Origin of the sequence: Marinobacterium aestuariivivens (assembly GCF_042661465.1) — a bacterium.
Taxonomy (GTDB): domain Bacteria; phylum Pseudomonadota; class Gammaproteobacteria; order Pseudomonadales; family Balneatricaceae; genus Marinobacterium_A; species Marinobacterium_A aestuariivivens.
On record NZ_JBHSWE010000001.1, the window covers coordinates 913,519 to 929,612 of the forward strand.

The window sequence follows — 16,094 nt, forward strand, 5'->3', positions numbered from 1 at the left end:
CGAGGCCGGCAACTGGCGAAAAGCTACAAGGGGCGCGAAGTGGTCCGAGACGTCTCGCTGAGCCTGAAGAGCGGCGAGATCACCGGCCTGCTGGGCCCCAACGGCGCCGGCAAGACCACCTGCTTCTACATGATCGTCGGTCTGGTCAACGCCGACCGCGGCCAGATCCTGCTCAACGGCGACGAGATCACGGCACTGCCCATGCATGGCCGCGCCCGTCGCGGCCTCGGCTACCTGCCGCAGGAAGCCTCGATCTTTCGCAAGCTCAGCGTGCGCGACAACCTGATGGCGATCCTCGAGACCCGGCGCGACCTCGACCGTGCCGGTCGCGACAAGCGGCTCGAGGAGCTGCTCGAGGAGTTCCATATCGTCCATATCCGCGACAGCCTGGGCATGGCCCTGTCCGGCGGTGAACGGCGCCGCGTCGAAATCGCCCGGGCGCTCGCGACCGAGCCGACCTTTATCCTGCTGGACGAACCTTTCGCCGGCGTCGACCCGATCTCGGTCAACGATATCAAGAACACCATCCGCCATCTGCAGGCCAAGGGCATCGGCATCCTGATCACCGACCACAACGTGCGCGAAACCCTGGATATCTGCGAACGGGCCTATATTGTCAGCGAAGGCGGCATCCTCGCCCAGGGCACGCCCGAGGAGATCACCTCCAACGACAAGGTCCGGGCCGCCTACCTCGGCGAGCAATTCAGGTTATAGCTTTTCTGCCCCGTCCGCCCATTAGGCATATAATGCACATGACCCCCAGCCACTACATAACAAACGCAGTCTCTCTATGAAGCAAGGGCTCCACCTGAAAATCGGTCAGCATCTGACCATGACCCCCAGCTGCAACAGGCCATACGCCTGCTTCAGCTGTCGACGCTCGATCTGCAGCAGGAGATTCAGGAAGCGCTGGAAAACAACCCGATGCTGGAAGTCTCCGAAGAGGAGCACGACGAAGCACCGGAGAACGACTATAGCGAACGCCAGACCCAGGAATCGGGCGAGCGCAGCGACGAGGGCGAGGCCGCCAGCCAGCGTGACGACAGCGACGACAGCCCCCAGGCCGAAGACCAGTGGAATGACAATATTCCCGAGGAGCTCGGCATCGACAGCTCCTGGGACGACACCTACCAGAGCAGCACCCCGAGCGGCCCGGCACGCGACGACGACAGCGACTTCGAGTCCAACGACAGCGCCGAGGAAACCCTGCAGGACCATCTCGAATGGCAGCTCAACCTGACGCCGATGAGCGACCTGGACCGCCTGATGGCGACCGGCATCATCGACGGCATCGATGCCGACGGCTATCTGCGCATCGCCCTGGACGAGCTGCTCGAGCACTTCAAGCAGCAGGATGCGAACGACTTCGCAGACGTCGAACTCGAGGATGTAGAGGCGGTACTGCACCGTATCCAGCAGTTCGACCCGCCGGGCGTCGGCGGCCGCGACCTCGGCGAGTGCCTGGCTATCCAGCTGCGTCAGTTGCCGGAACAGACGCCCTGGCGCAACGAGGCGGTTCGTGTCGTCAGTGACCATATACAGCTGCTCGGGAGCCGCGACTACAAGCAGCTGATGCGCCGCACCCGGCTCAAGGAGCCGCAGCTGCAGGAAGTGATCCAGCTGATACAGAGCCTCAACCCCCAGCCAGGCGCCAGCATCACCGCCAACGCCGCCGAATACGTCATCCCCGACGTGGTGGTGACCAAGGTGAAGGGCTTCTGGCAGGTGATGCTGAATCCGGAAACCGCGCCACGGCTGCGCATCAATACCCAGTACTCGGACCTGATCCGTCGTGCCGACAACAGCTCGGACAACACCTACCTGAAAAACCACCTGCAGGAGGCGCGCTGGTTCATCAAGAGCCTGCAGAGCCGCAACGAAACGCTGCTCAAGGTGGCCAAGGAGATCGTCGCCCGCCAGGAGGGCTTCCTCGAGCAGGGCGAGGAGGCCATGCAGCCGCTGGTGCTGCATGACATCGCCGAGGCGGTGGAGATGCACGAATCCACCATCTCACGGGTCACGACGCAGAAGTACATGCACACCCCCGTGGCATCTTCGAGCTGAAGTACTTCTTTTCCAGCCATGTCGGCACGGCCGACGGCGGCGCCGCCTCCTCCACGGCCATTCGCGCCCTGATCAAGAAGCTCGTGGCCGCCGAAAATACGGTCAAACCGCTTAGCGACAGCAAGATTGCCCAGCTGCTCGACGAACAGGGATTCAAGGTTGCCCGCCGCACGGTGGCCAAATACCGCGAGGCAATGAATATTGCGCCTTCTAATGAGCGCAAGCGTCTGGTTTAATTGAATTGCAAACAAGGCGAGCTTTCGTCGCTGTGACTAGGAGAGAATTATGCAGATCAACATCACTGGACATCATGTCGAACTCACCGATGCGTTGAACGACTATGTACACAGCAAGTTCGGAAAACTGGAGCGTCATTTCGACAATATCACCAATGTTCAGGTCACTCTGAGTGTGGAGAAACAGCGTCAGCAGGCGGAAGCCGATGTACACCTGGCCGGGGGCAAGCTCTTCGCCACCCACCAGCACGACGATATGTATGCTGCGATTGATGGTTTGACCGACAAGCTCGACCGGCAGATCATCAAGCACAAGGAAAAGATGAAAACCCACAAGTAACGGTTGAACGAATACGCCCATGTCTCTGCATGAACTGCTGACCCCACCCCTGACAATCTGCAACCTGGATGGCGGCAGCAAAAAGCGCGTACTGGAAACTGCCAGTAAACTGATTGCCGAACAGGCCCAGGGTCTGGCCGCTGAAGACATCTTCAGCGGCCTGATCGGCCGCGAACGCCTGGGCAGTACCGGCATCGGCAGCGGCATCGCCATTCCCCACTGTCGTCTCGACCAGGCGCAGCGGGCAATCGGCATGTTGATCAAACTGGTGGAACCCATCGACTTCGACGCCATTGATAATCAACCCGTCGATCTGCTGTTCGTGTTGCTGGTGCCCTCCGAGGCCAGCGACGAACATCTGCAGACCCTGGCCATGCTGGCAGAACTGTTCAGCCGCCAGGAAGTTCTCGCGGCTTTGCGCGACACCTCCACCGACCAGCAACTCTTTGACACGGCCCTGCGCCTGGCCAAGGGATGATTCGACAGGCGGCAGGGCATTCCCGCGCCGCCCCTCTCTCCAACCCGATGCGGAAACTGCGATGAAACTGGTTGTCATCAGCGGCCGCTCCGGCTCCGGCAAGAGCACCGCGCTGCAGGCGCTCGAAGACGTCGATTTCTACTGCATCGACAACCTGCCGGCACTGCTGCTGCCCGATCTACTCGAACAGATGCAACGGGACAGCTCTCCGCCCGAAAAACTCGCGGTGAGCATCGACGCCCGCAACCTGCTGAGCAACCTGCGCCAGTTCCCCGACCTGCTCGGCAACATGCGCACGCGCTTCGACCAGGTCGACATCGAGGTGCTCTACCTGGACGCCTCGGATCCGACACTGCTCAAGCGCTACAGCGCGACCCGGCGCAAGCATCCGCTGTCCGACGAGAACACCAGCCTGCAGCAGGCCATCGAGTACGAGCGCGAACTGCTCGAGCCCATTGCCAACCTTTCGGATCTGCGTATCGACACCACCCGGCTGAAGCTCTACGACCTGCGCGACAATATCAAGGAGCGGGTCTCGCGCCATCGCGAACAGCAGGTTTCGCTGCAATTCGAGTCCTTCGGTTTCAAGCACGGCGTCCCCCTCGACGTGGACTTCAGCTTCGATGTGAGGGTGCTGCCCAACCCCTTCTGGGTACCCGATCTGCGCGGCTTCACCGGACTCGACGAGCCGGTGGTGCTGTTTCTCGAACAGGCACCGGAAGTGGCCGAGATGATCGGCGATATCCGCAGCTTTGTCGAAAAGTGGCTGCCGCGTTTCAAGACCAGCAATCGAAGTTACATTACCATCGGTATCGGCTGCACCGGCGGACAACACCGCTCGGTATACATCGCCGAACGGCTGGCCGCCCATTTCCGCCAGTTGATGGAAAACGTCCACGTCCGGCATCGGGAGCTGGACTGAACCTTGCCCCTTACGCTTTACGCCTTACGCCCCCGCTTTCGATCAATCGGCTGGCCATTTCCGGCGGTGTATGGATAATGTGCATGTCCGTCATCGTGCGATGGACCGACAGCAGCAGTGGTCGAGGATGAGCCCCGGAATGATCGAAAAGAAAGTCACCATTATCAACAAGCTGGGCCTTCATGCCCGGGCCGCCGCCAAGCTGATCAACACCACCGGACAGTTCTCGAGCCAGATTCGCATCTGCAAGGACGGCCGCGAGGTCGACGGCAAAAGCATCATGTCGGTCATGATGCTCGCCGCCAGCAAGGGCACGGAACTGACGATACGCGCCGAGGGCGAGGACGAAGCCGACGCCATCGACGCCGTCGAAGCCCTGATCAACGACTACTTCGGCGAAGGCGGCTGATTCCCGGCTCGCCTCGCCTCCCCTCCCCGCGCTGAAAAGAAATCCGCAATTTCGGTATACTGGTCTGCACCCAACGCGGCAGAGCAAGGATGTCATGAGCAGCAAAGAGCACCTCTCGCCCATCGAAAAACTCAACGACGCCCTCAATAGCGGAGAGCTGCGGCGGGTCCGCTATACGCTGAACAACAGCCTTCGACCTGTTGAGATTGCCCATCTGCTGGACAAGTCTCCGCCCAAGGAACGCCAACTGCTCTGGAGCATGGTCAGCAAGGAGCTCGAAGGGGACGTACTGCAGCACCTGGGATACGACGTCCAGGCCGAAATCCTGAGCCGCATGGACGCCAACGAGCTGCTCGAGGTGACCGAAGGCCTCGATATCGACGACCTCGTCGACCTGATGCAGCAGCTGCCCGAGCGCGTCATGCGCGAGCTGCTGCAGACCATGGATATCCAGAACCGCGCCCGCGTCGAGCAGGTACTGTCCTACGACGAGGACACCGCGGGCGGTCTGATGAACACAGATACCGTGACGATCCGCCCGGATATCACGGTCGAGACGGCACTGCGCTATATCCGCCGTCACAAGGAGATTCCGGACATGACCGACAGTCTGTTCGTGGTCAGCCGCAAGGATTCCTATATCGGCGTCCTGCCCCTCACCCGGCTGCTGGTCGCCGACCCGGACATGCTGGTGCGTGAAATCATGAGCACCGATATCGCGCCGATCCAGGCAACGATGCAGGACAGCGAAGTGGCCCAGCTGTTCGAACAGCTCGACCTCATCTCGGCCCCGGTGGTCGACGACGAAGGCAAGCTGCTCGGTCGAATCACCATCGACGACGTGGTCGACGTCATCCGCGAGGACGCCGACCACTCGCTAATGAGCATGGCGGGCCTGGGCGAAGATGCCGACACCTTCGCACCGGTGATGAAAACCACCCGGGGACGTGCCATCTGGCTCGGCATCAACCTGATCACCGCCTTCGTCGCCTCGGCGGTGATCGGCCTGTTCGAAGCCACCATCGACAAGGTGGTGGCGCTGGCGGTGCTGATGCCGATCGTGGCCTCGATGGGCGGCATCGCCGGCAGCCAGACCTTGACCCTGGTGATCCGCGGCCAGGCGCTGGGGCACCTGGAGCGCTCCAACACCGGCTGGCTGCTGAACCGCGAGCTCGCCGTCGGCACCATCAACGGGCTCCTCTGGGCCGCGGTGGTCGCAGGCGTCGCCATCGTCTGGTTCCAGGATGTGCAGATAGGCGCCATCATTGCCGCCGCCATCGTCATCAACCTGATCGCCGGCGCCCTGGCCGGCACCCTGCTGCCGATCGGCCTCAAGGCCGCCGGTATCGACCCGGCCCTGGCCGGCAGCGTACTCCTGACCACCATTACCGACGTGGTCGGCTTTTTCGCTTTCCTGGGACTTGCCACCTACTTTTACGGATAACCTATGACACACGAAGACGATTTTGACAGCCTTCCGGACCAGGACGAGGAGTGGGTCAGCAAGACCCGTCGAAAGAAGGAGATGCAGGCCCTGCAAGATCTGGGCAAGAAGCTGGTCGCACTGAACAGGGAGCAACTGGCGAAAGTGCCGCTGGAGCCGGAACTGCTGGTCGCCATCAACGAATGCCAGCGCCTGAAGAAGGGCGAAGCGATCCGGCGTCAGCTGCAGTATATCGGCCGCCTGATGCGCCTGGCCGACGCCGAGGCGATCAGCCAGGCGATGGACCTTTTCGAAGCCGGCAAGCAGGCCCACGATGCCCATTTCCACAAGCTCGAACGCTGGCGCGAGCGCCTGATCGGCGGCAGCAACGACGACCTCACCGCCTTCGTCGAAGCCTACCCGAATGCCGATATCCAGCACCTGCGCCAGCTGGTGCGCAACGCCCAGAAGGAAGCCGAACAGCAGAAGCCGCCGGCCAGCGCCCGCAAGCTGTTCCGCTATATCCGCGAACTGGCGGAGAACTGAGGAGTGACGGGTGACGTTTGTAGGATGGGTGGAGCGCAGCGCAACCCATCAACCCGCCGCGGTCAGGTGCCGGCCGACACCAATCGATCTGCACTACGATCGATATGGCGGGTTCCGCGATGCCCGAATCCCATACGATATTCGTCAGGCAGGGCGCCAATGCATCGCTGCACCCACCCTCCGGCATCCTATTTGGACTGCTGCGTGGCTTTCTCCCGATGCGCCTGCATCGGCATCTCGCCACGGATTTGTCGCAGACGGTCTAGATCGAGGCTGGCACTGACGATACCCTCGCCCTGGTCCTGCACCCCGAGCACCTCGCCCCAGGGGTCAACGATCATCGAGTGGCCCCAGGTTTCGCGCCGGTTGCTGTGACGGCCGCCCTGGTCGGCCCCAAGCAGGTAGCACTGGGTCTCGATGGCCCGGGCCCGCAGCAGCACCTCCCAGTGAGCCGCACCGGTGACGGCGGTAAAGGCCGAGGGCACCGCAATCAGCTCGGCCCCCGCCGCCCGCAACGCCAGGTAGTGCTCGGCGAATCGCAGATCGTAGCAGATGCTCAACCCCAGGCGCCCGACCGGCGTATCCACCAGCACGGGCGTCTCACCCGGCTCGACATAGTCGGACTCGCGGTAAGCCCGCTGCCCGTCGGCGACATCGACATCGAACAGATGACGCTTGTCGTAGCGGGCCCGGAGCCCTCCCCGATCGTCGAACACCAGGCAGCTCGAGCGCACCCGCCCCGCCGCCACCGGCGCCCCGTCCGGCCGTAACGCCTGCGGAATCGACCCGGCCACCAGCCAGACGCCGGCATCGGCAGCGAGCCCCGCAACCCGCTCCGGCAACCCGCAGCCGGCCTCCGCCAGGGCGCGCAGATTCGCCGAGTCGAAGAGCGCGAAGTTTTCCGGCAGCAGTACCAGCCGCGCCCCGCCGTCCGCGGCCCGCGACACCAGCCGCCCGGCCACTTCGAGGTTGTCCTCGAGCCGCTCGCCCGAGACCATCTGGATGACGGCTACCGTTGCGTTCATGGCGAGGTCTCCCATTCAAGATAAGAACGTAGGGTGGAATGAGCCCCGCAGGGGCGAATTCCACGGGCGATATCAACAGGCAGCGGAGTGAGTACAATCAAACTTCGAAGTAGCCTGAGGCCACCGGTGGAAATCGCCTTAGGCTCATTCCACCCTATACAAACCCGAACATCCGGGCCAACCCTAACGCTCCTCCTGGGAACCGCGGCCTGCCGGCGGCGCCGCCCGGATGATCGACACCTCCGGCTCGTCCCAGTCGCCACTCAGCTGGTAACGAATGGTGGTGACCTTTTCCAACTTGTCTCCAATCAGCTTGTCGATCAGGAACACCGCGCCGGCCACCTGGGGAGCACCGAGCAGAATCGCCGCCAGCGGAATATTGCTGGTCAGCGGCAGCGTGACCTCCATTTCCTGATTCACCGTTTCAGCGACGACATCCAGCTGCCCGGTCATGGTCATATTGGCCGAAGGCCCTCGAGCCGCAACGGCTCAAGGGTGCGCGCCACCCCCGTTCCAGACCATAACGGCCGCTCAGACGATCGAACGCCAGCCCGCTCTGCAGCAGGTCGGAGAAATCCAGCTTGAGCCGTCGGGCGAGGCTGTTGAGGTTGAGAATGCCGAAAAGGCGCAGGACATTGCTGGCGCTGCCACTGTCGATAATGCGGCCGTCCTCGAGCGCGAACTGCAGCTCGCCCCGGCTGCGGGCCAGGGCGAAATTCCAGGGGCGCTGCGGCCAGGCCAGCTGCAGGTAGCCCTCGGCCCGCTCCGACTCCAGCACCCGCCCATTGCCCCAGGCAGACAACAGATCGCCCAGGTCGTCCCCCTGCAGGCGCAGTGTCAGTTCGGTGGACGCGGGCTGTTCCTGCCAAACGCCTTCGCCGCGAATCGACAGACCACCAACACGCCCCTCGAGACCTTCGAAACGCATTCGGCTGCCCGCCGGACGCAATCCCAGCTGCCAGCTGCCGAATGCCTCGTCACCGAGGCGCAGCGAGGCAATGCGGATATCGACCGGCGGAAGGCTGCCGATATCGATCGGCTCCGGATCGTCCTGCGGCGGCGCGGCCTCCGCCTTGCCGGACCCTTCCGGTCTTGGCAACTGCAGCCGTTCCAGCAACAGCCGGTACGGCTGGCCGCTACCCGCCGGCCACTCCAGCCGCCCGTCCAGTTGCGGATTGCTGACGGCCAGCCGCCAGGGCGATGGAGCCAACTGGACCCTGAGCTGCTCGAACCGGTTGCCGCCCACGTTCAGCGCGCCGATCTCGAGGTCCAGCTCACGCAACGGCACCGGATCGGACTTCGCCGCCGAAGCCCCTCTGCGTCGCCCCGTGGCTCGCCCAGCCAGCCCTGGCTTTCGAGCAGGGCCTGTACCTGCTCCGCCTCGAGGGTCTCGATCCGGCCGTCGAGCCAGAGGCCGGCATCGCCCGGCAGAGCCGGCCGTTCGCCGCCGAATGTCAGACGGCCGCGCAGAGGGCCGTCCAGGCCGAACACGGCCCGCAGTCGCTGATCGTAATTGAAACGCAGCCGGCTGCTGTTGAGATCCAGGGTCACCGTCAGCGGCCGGCTTTCCTGGCCCGGCTTGCCAAGCGGGGTCGGCCAGGGCACGGCGACGCCCTTCAGGTCGCTGACGACCACCAGACGGTTGCAGTCCTCGCCTTCGGCGCAAAGATCCAGGCGCGCGTTGTAGGCCGCCCGGCCGGTCAGACTGTCAAGCAGTGTTACGTCGCTCCAGTCTGCCAGGGTCGCGACCGGCATCGATCCGCTCAGCTCGATGCGGGTTCGCAGCGGCTCGACCTCCGGTGTCCGGATCAGGGCGCTGACCGGCAGCCCGAACAGTGATCCCGAGAGCCCTTCGCTGCGCAGCCCCCGGGCCGTGCTGTAGAACAGCTCACCCTCGAGCGACGAGAACTCCAGCCGCAGTTCGTTCGATACCATACGTCCAGCCTCGAGACGACTCGCGACCTCAACCGCCGGCGGCTGCTGACCGCCCAGGGGATCGACAGCCGCACATCGGTACGGGCACTGCCGTCGAGTTGCCAGGGCGACAGCGCCTCACCGACCAGCGACCGCAACGGCGACTCCAGCAGCAGCCGACGAATATCGCCGGCACCGCCCGCGACCCGGCCGCTGACCTGCAACGGCGCACCGGGACCCGGCAGGTAAACCCGGGCATGCTCGATCACCGAATCGAGCAGGCGCCCGCCCTCCACTTCGACCAGCAGTTCGCGATCGCGCAGCAACACGAACACCTGGCCGTCGTCGATTCCCGGCCAGCCGGGTTGATAGGCCAGCCCGGCGTCGTCGACATCGAAGAACATCTGTACCGTCGGTTCGCGTCCTTCGTCCAGCGAACGGGTGCCCGTTCGCAACACCAGCCCGCCACGCTGCAGCCGCCCGCCGCCTATGGCTTCGCCGAGCCAGCGGTGCAGCGCACGGCCGACCTGCTCCGGCGGCACATAGTTCGCCGTCTGCAGGCCATCACTGTCGACCATGCCGATCATCAGCGTCAGCTCGGTCTGAATCGCGCGGTCATAGGGCAGGGCCAGGCTGAAGCGACCGGCGGCACTCACGGACGGGTTGCCGAGATGGAGCAGCTCGCTGCCTATGACCGCCTGGTCCGGCTGCAGTGACCAGCGCACCAGTCCATTGGCGCGGTCGTATTGCCACCCCTGGTCATAGAGTTCCGGAAAAAACAGTTCGAAGGCTTCGCTGTCGAGGTGCAGGCGCCCGCCCTGCCGGTCCGCCTCGAGACGGCCGCTGATGCCGCTGATCCGGGGCGCACCCCAGGCCGCCTCGACAGAGACCCGCTCGAGATCACCGGCCAGCGAGAACTCGCCGGGATCGCCCGAGGGCGGCAGGTTCAGCCGAAGGTTGCGCATCGCGCCCTGTGGCGCCAGGCGCTCGATCGTCGCCCGCAGCGGCTCGGAAACGAAAGGCTGAACCTGCAGCCACTGGCCAACCTTCGCCAGATCGAAGACCGGACCGCTCAGTGCACGGGCGCGGGGACGGCCGTCCCGCCAGCTGCTGTCGAGCACCAGTTGGTCGAGCTCGAGCGTCGCGCCGGCACTTGCAAAAACCAGATCGTTGAGCTGCAGCTGATACCCGTCATTGCGACGCAGCAGCGCAAAACCGGTGCGGCCGGCCTCGACGGTCGGGAGCCGGGGATCGTCGGTACGAAGCTGCGCCAGCGCAAGGCCGCCCTGGAGATATTCCAGCGAGCCGCCTGAAAAGCGGCCCCAGAACTCGGTATCGAACGACAGTGCCTCGATGCGCAGCGGCAGATAATCGAGGTTCAGGAGTTCGGGACCGAGGCGATCCAGGTCGAGGTAGAAGTCGTAGTCGGCGGTCAGCGGATCGGCCGGCACTTCCCGGGTTTCGACGGCGAATCGCAGCGCCCCGGCATCGCCGGCCTCCGGCAGTTCCAGACTGCCGCTGAGCTGGTGCTCGGTCCGGCTGTTCTGCAGCAGCAGCTCGGAAGCCCCGACCTGCCGCATCGCGCCCTGCTCCGGCAGCAGGGTCAGCCGGGTGTCCCGGATCCGCAGCTGCGGCTGCAGCATGATCAACCCGAGAATGCGGTTCCAGGCCTCGGGCCTGAGACCGCTGCCCCCTCGCCCTCTCCGGGGCGATGGAGCCAGCGGCCGTCATGCTGGCGCCAGACCACCTCGAGCCCGTCCATCCGTGCCTGGTCGACTATCGGGAAGCGGTTAAGCAGCGACTGCAGCAGATCGAGCTCGAATTCGAGACGGCCGATGCGAGTCCGGACCTCCGGCCCGGCCTCGGTATCGGCAAAGGTTCGCAGATCGGTCAGCCGCAGGCGGGGCCAGCGGCCACTCCAGTCGGCTTCGAGAGTGCCGATATCGACCGGGACGCCCAGCTGATCGCTGAGCAGCCCGGCAAGGGGTTCGCGGTATTCGGCAACCGCCGGGAGAAACTGCCGGGCCAGCGTGACCACCAGCGCCAGCAGCAGCAGCAGGCCGGCGCAGGCCCAGCCCAGCCAGCCCAGTATCCGCCTCAGACCGCCCTTCATCAGCCTTTCCGGTCAGCGCAGCACGACGTCGAACTGCTCGGGACTGTACAGCGTCTCGACCTGGAAGCGAATCGTCTTGCCGATGAAGGCCTCGAGCTCGGCCAGATGCTCGGAGGCGTCATCGAGCAGATAGTCAACCACGGACTGGGCGGCCAGTACCAGATAGGTCTCGGTGTCATAGGCGCGGTGCTGGCGCAGGATCTCGCGGAAAATCTCGTAGCAGACGGTCTCCGGCGTCTTGATGGTGCCGCGCCCTGGCACTGACTGCAGGGTTCGCAGAGCACCTGCTCCAGGCTTTCGCGGGTACGCTTGCGGGTCATTTCCACCAGTCCGAGCTCCGACACACCGGTCACCTTGCACTTGGCGTGGTCCCGCTCCAGCACCCGCTCGAGGGTCCGCAACACCTGGCGCTGATGATCCGAATCTTCCATATCGATAAAGTCGATGATGATGATGCCGCCGAGGTTGCGCAGCCGCAATTGCCGCCCGATCGCCGTGGCCGCCTCGAGGTTGGTCTTGAAGATGGTTTCTTCGAGGTTGCGGTGACCGACGAAAGCGCCGGTGTTGATGTCGACGGTCGTCATCGCCTCGGTCTGATCGAAGATCAGGTAACCACCGGACTTGAGCTCGACCTTGCGACCCAGGCCGCGCTTGACCTCCTCCTCGACATTGAACAGATCGAAGATCGGGCGTTCGCCCGGGTAATACTCGAGCTTGTCCCTGATCTCGGGCACCAGGGCTTCGACGAATTCCTGGGCCTTCTGGAAGGTCTCGCGCGAATCGATGCGGATGCGCTCGACGCCGGCGTGGGCCATGTCGCGCAGCGCGCGCATGTTCAGCGGCAGGTCCTCGTAGACGATCTCCGGCATGCCCGCACGCTCAATCTTGCGCTGAATGGCACGCCACAGCCGGTACAGAAACAGCAGGTCCGCCCGCAACTCGATTTCGTTGGCCCCTTCCGAAACGGTGCGCAGGATAAAGCCGCCACGGCTCTCCTCGCCCGCTTCGTCGATGATCGATTCGGTGAGGCTGCGCAGGCGATCACGCTCTTCGCCATCCTCGATGCGCTGGGACACGCCGATATGCTCGTTGCCCGGCATATAGACCAGGTAGCGGGACGGGATCGACAGATGAGTCGTGAGGCGGGCGCCCTTGGTGCCGATCGGGTCCTTGGTCACCTGCACCAGCAGTGCCTGACCTTCGCGCAGCACCTGGGCAATGGAGGTATTGCCGCGCTCTTCCGGGGTGACGTTCTGGGGCAGCACCTCCTCGACATGAATGAAGGCGGCACGCTCGAGGCCGATATCGACGAAGGCGGCCTGCATGCCCGGCAGCACCCGCACCACCTTGCCCTGGTAAATATTGCCGACGATGCCGCGACGCTTGGCCCGCTCGATGTAGATTTCCTGGGGCACGCCATTCTCGATCACCGCGACGCGGGTCTCCATCGGCGTAAAGTTGATCAGTATTTCTTCGCCCATCGTTCGCAGCCCGCTCCTTATCAGCTGTTCAGATTTTGCCAGATCGGGACCTCGAACTGCGCCAGCAACTCTGCTGTCTCGGCCAGCGGCAATCCCACGACCGCCGAATAGCTGCCCTCGATGCGACTGACGAAGACCGCCCCGAGCCCCTGAATGCCATAGGCGCCAGCCTTGTCCCGCGGCTCGCCGCTGGCCCAGTAACGCCGGCATTCGGCTTCGGTCAGGAGGCGGAACTCGACATCGGTGATCACCACCCGTGACTCGCTGTGCCTGTGATCGACCATTGCGATACCGGTGAGCACCTGATGACGGCGACCCGACAGCAGCATCAGCATCCGCAAAGCATCGGCTTCATCGGCGGGCTTGCCGAGTATGTGGTCGGCCAGGACGACCGCCGTATCGGACCCCAGGGCCGGCAGTTCGGCACCGCTGCGCTCGAAACCGGCACGGGCCTTGTCCAGCGCCAGACGGCGGACGAATTGTTCCGGCGTCTCGCCCTCCAGGGCCACTTCCGGCAGATCCACCGGTCGCGAATCGAAGCGCACGCCGATCTGGGTCAGCAGTTCTCGCCGACGCGGCGAAGCCGACGCCAGTATCAGATCAATCATGGGGATATCCGTTATCCTTGGGTTCGCTCCGGCCAGCCCGCACCCATGTCAAAGCCGACCGCCGGAGGCATCGTTTCAGGTTACCCTGAAGGTGCGACGAATGCTACGCAGCAACACGAAGATCCAGGGCCAGACCAGTGCGCTGACCAGAGAGGGCAGCATGAACATGAAACTGTCCCGGGGATTTCCGGCAATCGACTGCATCCAATGGAAGGTCAGCTGGTTGATGCCAACCAGCACCATCACCATCAGCGCCTGTTTCCAGAGCGGAAACATGCGCAGGCGCTGGTGTATCAGCAGGGTCAGGAAAGCGATCAGCGTCAGTGCCAGAGCGTTGAGACCGAGGGTGCTGCCCTTGAGCAGATCCAGCGATAACCCCATCATCCAGGCCATGCCGAGGCCGACACGGTGCGGCAGCGCAAGCACCCAGTAGATCAGGATCATCGGCACCCATTCGGGACGCCCCCATTCGAAGACGCCAGGCAACGGCAACTGACTCAGGACAAGCCCGACCAGGAAGGTGCCGACAATGATCAGGATTCCGCCGGGACGCGCCTCACTCATCGACGACCCCGTCAGCGGTGCCGTGACGGGCCTGAACCAGCAGCAGGTGCCGGCTCTTGTCGAGGCGCGCGGTGGGCTTGGCGGTCACCATCGAAAAGGGGCGCCCCGGATCGCGCAGCACGCCGGTGACCACGGCCACCGGATAGCCCCGCGGAAAGCGCCCGCCGAGGCCCGAGCTGATCAGCAGATCGCCCTCGCGCACATCGGCGGTATCGGGGACATGCTCGAGTTCGATCTCTTCGTAGGTGCCCTTGCCCAGCGCGATGGCCCGGAAGCCGTTGCGGTTGATCTCGACGGGGATGGCATGCCGCGCGTCGGTGATCAGCATGACCCGGCTGGTGTAATGGGTGGTATCGACCACCTGGCCGGTGACGCCGCCGGCATCGAGCACGGCCTGACCGATGTAGGCCCCGTCCTCGGTGCCGCGGTTGAGGATCACCTGATGCAGGAATGGGTCAGGATTGACGCCGATCAGCTCGCTGAGCATCACCTCGTCCTCGACCCGCTCCTGGCCGTCGAGCAGCTCGCGCAGGCGTATGTTCTCGGCGGTCAACGCAGCGATCTGCTGCACCCTGCGTTCGAGCAGGAGGGCCTCGGACTTGAGCCGTTCGTTTTCCTTCAGCAGGGTGCTGCGATCCACCAGCACATCCGAGAGTTCATCGGCGACCCGGCCCGGCACATCGGCCAGCCACTGCAGCGGGGTGATCACCAGCGACAGATAGGCTCGGGTGTCGCGCATCCTCGGCCAGTTGAGATCGGCCAGAATCAGCAACAGCGCCATCAGCACCAGCACCACGAAGAGCACACGCGGCGAGCCGCCGCGGAAGATAAGCTTAATGGGACACCTCCCGGCAGCTGCCGCGGCGTCCCGAATCGCTCCGGCCGATCGTGCGCATCAGCCGTTATTCGTAGGACAGCAGCTCGAAGGCGTGCTTGTCGAGCATTTCCAGCGCCTTGCCGCCGCCCCGGGCCACGCAGGTCAGCGGATCCTCGGCAATGATCACCGGCAGGCCCGACTCTTCACTGATCAGACGATCGATATTGCGCAGCAGGGCGCCGCCGCCGGTAATGACGATACCGAACTCGGCGATATCGGCTGCCAGCTCCGGCGGGCACTGCTCCAGCGCACTCTTGACCGCCTGCACGATGGACGACAGCGGTTCCTGCAGCGCCTCGAGAATCTCGTTGCTGTTGAGGGTGAAACGACGGGGAATCCCCTCGGCCAGATTGCGACCGCGGACATCGATTTCGAGTACCTCGGAGCTCGGGTAAGCCGTGCCGATCTCCTGCTTGATGCGCTCGGCGGTGGCATCGCCGATCAGCGAGCCGTAGTTGCGGCGCACGTAGGTGACGATGGCCTCGTCGAAACGGTCGCCGCCGACACGAACCGACTCGGCATAGACGATACCGTTGAGGGAGATGACGGCGATCTCGGTGGTACCACCGCCGATGTCCACCACCATGGAGCCGCGCGCCTCGTCGACCGGCAGACCGGCGCCGATGGCGGCCGCCATCGGCTCTTCGATCAGGTACACCTCGCGGGCGCCGGCGCCGAGCGCCGATTCCTTGATGGCGCGGCGTTCGACCTGGGTCGATTTGCAGGGCACGCAGACCAGCACCCGCGGGCTCGGCGTCAGGAAGTTGCTGTCGTGCACCTTGCTGATGAAATACTGCAGCATTTTCTCGGTAACGTGAAAGTCGGCAATGACGCCGTCCTTCATCGGCCGGATCGCCGTGATGTTCCCCGGAGTCTTACCCAGCATGCGTTTGGCATCCGCGCCGACCGCTGCCACAGCCTTGTGGTTGCCATTGTGACGAATCGCGACCACCGAAGGCTCGTTCAGCACTATATCCTTGTCGCGGACATAAATGAGGGTGTTAGCGGTGCCCAGGTCAATGGACAGGTCGCTGGAAAAAAGACCTCGGATTTTTTTGAACATGGGAGTGGGGTACCTAAAACAGATGCCGCGC

At 64.0% G+C, this 16,094-nt stretch carries 17 protein-coding genes and 2 pseudogenes; 8 read left to right on the top strand and 11 right to left on the bottom strand.

Annotated elements, in window-relative coordinates; all coding sequences use genetic code 11:
- Window positions 1–39 precede the first annotated feature (39 nt).
- The 8 genes and pseudogenes from lptB (at window position 40) to yjgA (ending at window position 6,418) form a co-directional block, all read left to right on the top strand.
- Window positions 40–714 (top strand): LPS export ABC transporter ATP-binding protein, encoded by a 675-nt coding sequence (gene lptB, locus ACFQDL_RS04805; protein WP_379908046.1) that lies wholly within the window; start codon window positions 40–42, stop codon window positions 712–714.
- Between the two features lie 76 nt (window positions 715–790).
- Window positions 791–2,300: pseudogene (locus tag ACFQDL_RS04810) on the top strand (RNA polymerase factor sigma-54).
- A gap of 49 nt (window positions 2,301–2,349) precedes the next feature.
- Window positions 2,350–2,640, top strand: coding sequence for a ribosome hibernation-promoting factor, HPF/YfiA family (hpf, locus tag ACFQDL_RS04815; RefSeq protein ID WP_379908047.1), 291 nt, complete (start codon window positions 2,350–2,352; stop codon window positions 2,638–2,640).
- Between the two features lie 19 nt (window positions 2,641–2,659).
- Window positions 2,660–3,118 carry a PTS IIA-like nitrogen regulatory protein PtsN gene (gene ptsN, locus ACFQDL_RS04820; protein WP_379908048.1) on the top strand — a complete coding sequence of 153 codons (459 nt, stop codon included), beginning with the start codon at window positions 2,660–2,662 and terminating at the stop codon, window positions 3,116–3,118.
- A 61-nt stretch (window positions 3,119–3,179) separates the two neighbouring features.
- Entirely contained in the window at window positions 3,180–4,040 is an 861-nt protein-coding gene (gene rapZ / locus ACFQDL_RS04825) for an RNase adapter RapZ (protein WP_379908049.1), read from the top strand.
- Between the two features lie 139 nt (window positions 4,041–4,179).
- Window positions 4,180–4,449 (top strand): HPr family phosphocarrier protein, encoded by a 270-nt coding sequence (locus tag ACFQDL_RS04830; protein WP_379908050.1) that lies wholly within the window; start codon window positions 4,180–4,182, stop codon window positions 4,447–4,449.
- Window positions 4,450–4,543: 94 nt separating this feature from the next.
- Window positions 4,544–5,893, top strand: coding sequence for a magnesium transporter (mgtE, locus tag ACFQDL_RS04835; protein ID WP_379908051.1), 1,350 nt, complete (start codon window positions 4,544–4,546; stop codon window positions 5,891–5,893).
- A gap of 3 nt (window positions 5,894–5,896) precedes the next feature.
- A complete protein-coding gene (gene yjgA, locus ACFQDL_RS04840; protein ID WP_379908052.1) occupies window positions 5,897–6,418 on the top strand; it encodes a ribosome biogenesis factor YjgA in 522 nt (173 codons plus the stop codon).
- A gap of 188 nt (window positions 6,419–6,606) precedes the next feature.
- Here the strand turns inward: yjgA and ACFQDL_RS04845 are convergent, their stop codons facing one another.
- The 11 genes and pseudogenes from ACFQDL_RS04845 to ACFQDL_RS04895 form a co-directional block, all read right to left on the bottom strand.
- The gene (locus ACFQDL_RS04845; protein ID WP_379908053.1) at window positions 6,607–7,443 is read right to left on the bottom strand and encodes a carbon-nitrogen hydrolase family protein; all 837 of its coding nucleotides are present in this window, start codon (window positions 7,441–7,443) and stop codon (window positions 6,607–6,609) included.
- A gap of 183 nt (window positions 7,444–7,626) precedes the next feature.
- Window positions 7,627–7,896 (bottom strand): YhdP family protein, encoded by a 270-nt coding sequence (locus tag ACFQDL_RS04850; protein WP_379908054.1) that lies wholly within the window; start codon window positions 7,894–7,896, stop codon window positions 7,627–7,629.
- A complete protein-coding gene (locus tag ACFQDL_RS04855; RefSeq protein ID WP_379908055.1) occupies window positions 7,868–8,725 on the bottom strand; it encodes a YhdP family protein in 858 nt (285 codons plus the stop codon). Before ACFQDL_RS04855 ends, ACFQDL_RS04850 begins: the two co-directional genes overlap by 29 nt.
- Window positions 8,692–9,363 carry a YhdP family protein gene (locus tag ACFQDL_RS04860; protein WP_379912883.1) on the bottom strand — a complete coding sequence of 224 codons (672 nt, stop codon included), beginning with the start codon at window positions 9,361–9,363 and terminating at the stop codon, window positions 8,692–8,694. The genes ACFQDL_RS04855 and ACFQDL_RS04860 overlap by 34 nt, the downstream gene beginning before the upstream one ends.
- A complete protein-coding gene (locus ACFQDL_RS04865; RefSeq protein ID WP_379908056.1) occupies window positions 9,252–11,000 on the bottom strand; it encodes a YhdP family protein in 1,749 nt (582 codons plus the stop codon). The genes ACFQDL_RS04860 and ACFQDL_RS04865 overlap by 112 nt, the downstream gene beginning before the upstream one ends.
- A 2-nt stretch (window positions 11,001–11,002) precedes the next feature.
- Window positions 11,003–11,470: a YhdP family protein gene (locus ACFQDL_RS04870; protein WP_379908057.1), complete on the bottom strand. Its 468-nt coding sequence runs from the start codon at window positions 11,468–11,470 to the stop codon at window positions 11,003–11,005.
- Between the two features lie 12 nt (window positions 11,471–11,482).
- Window positions 11,483–12,951, bottom strand: a pseudogene (gene rng / locus ACFQDL_RS04875) (ribonuclease G).
- A 20-nt stretch (window positions 12,952–12,971) separates the two neighbouring features.
- A complete protein-coding gene (locus ACFQDL_RS04880; RefSeq protein WP_379908058.1) occupies window positions 12,972–13,559 on the bottom strand; it encodes a Maf family protein in 588 nt (195 codons plus the stop codon).
- Between the two features lie 75 nt (window positions 13,560–13,634).
- On the bottom strand, window positions 13,635–14,123 hold the full coding sequence (mreD, locus tag ACFQDL_RS04885) for a rod shape-determining protein MreD (RefSeq protein WP_379908059.1): 489 nt from the start codon (window positions 14,121–14,123) through the stop codon (window positions 13,635–13,637).
- Window positions 14,116–14,928: a rod shape-determining protein MreC gene (gene mreC, locus ACFQDL_RS04890; RefSeq protein ID WP_379908060.1), complete on the bottom strand. Its 813-nt coding sequence runs from the start codon at window positions 14,926–14,928 to the stop codon at window positions 14,116–14,118. Before mreC ends, mreD begins: the two co-directional genes overlap by 8 nt.
- A 97-nt stretch (window positions 14,929–15,025) precedes the next feature.
- Window positions 15,026–16,063, bottom strand: coding sequence for a rod shape-determining protein (locus tag ACFQDL_RS04895; RefSeq protein ID WP_379908061.1), 1,038 nt, complete (start codon window positions 16,061–16,063; stop codon window positions 15,026–15,028).
- Window positions 16,064–16,094 lie beyond the last annotated feature (31 nt).

Coding starts and splice junctions, on each gene's coding strand:
- hpf (WP_379908047.1), top strand. CDS start 2,350: ATGCAGATCAACATCACTGGACATCATGTCGAACTCACCGATGCGTTG.
- ptsN (WP_379908048.1), top strand. CDS start 2,660: ATGTCTCTGCATGAACTGCTGACCCCACCCCTGACAATCTGCAACCTG.
- rapZ (WP_379908049.1), top strand. CDS start 3,180: ATGAAACTGGTTGTCATCAGCGGCCGCTCCGGCTCCGGCAAGAGCACC.
- ACFQDL_RS04830 (WP_379908050.1), top strand. CDS start 4,180: ATGATCGAAAAGAAAGTCACCATTATCAACAAGCTGGGCCTTCATGCC.
- mgtE (WP_379908051.1), top strand. CDS start 4,544: ATGAGCAGCAAAGAGCACCTCTCGCCCATCGAAAAACTCAACGACGCC.
- yjgA (WP_379908052.1), top strand. CDS start 5,897: ATGACACACGAAGACGATTTTGACAGCCTTCCGGACCAGGACGAGGAG.
- ACFQDL_RS04845 (WP_379908053.1), bottom strand. CDS start 7,443: ATGAACGCAACGGTAGCCGTCATCCAGATGGTCTCGGGCGAGCGGCTC.
- ACFQDL_RS04850 (WP_379908054.1), bottom strand. CDS start 7,896: ATGACCGGGCAGCTGGATGTCGTCGCTGAAACGGTGAATCAGGAAATG.
- ACFQDL_RS04865 (WP_379908056.1), bottom strand. CDS start 11,000: ATGCTGCAGCCGCAGCTGCGGATCCGGGACACCCGGCTGACCCTGCTG.
- ACFQDL_RS04870 (WP_379908057.1), bottom strand. CDS start 11,470: ATGAAGGGCGGTCTGAGGCGGATACTGGGCTGGCTGGGCTGGGCCTGC.
- ACFQDL_RS04880 (WP_379908058.1), bottom strand. CDS start 13,559: ATGATTGATCTGATACTGGCGTCGGCTTCGCCGCGTCGGCGAGAACTG.
- mreD (WP_379908059.1), bottom strand. CDS start 14,123: ATGAGTGAGGCGCGTCCCGGCGGAATCCTGATCATTGTCGGCACCTTC.
- ACFQDL_RS04895 (WP_379908061.1), bottom strand. CDS start 16,063: ATGTTCAAAAAAATCCGAGGTCTTTTTTCCAGCGACCTGTCCATTGAC.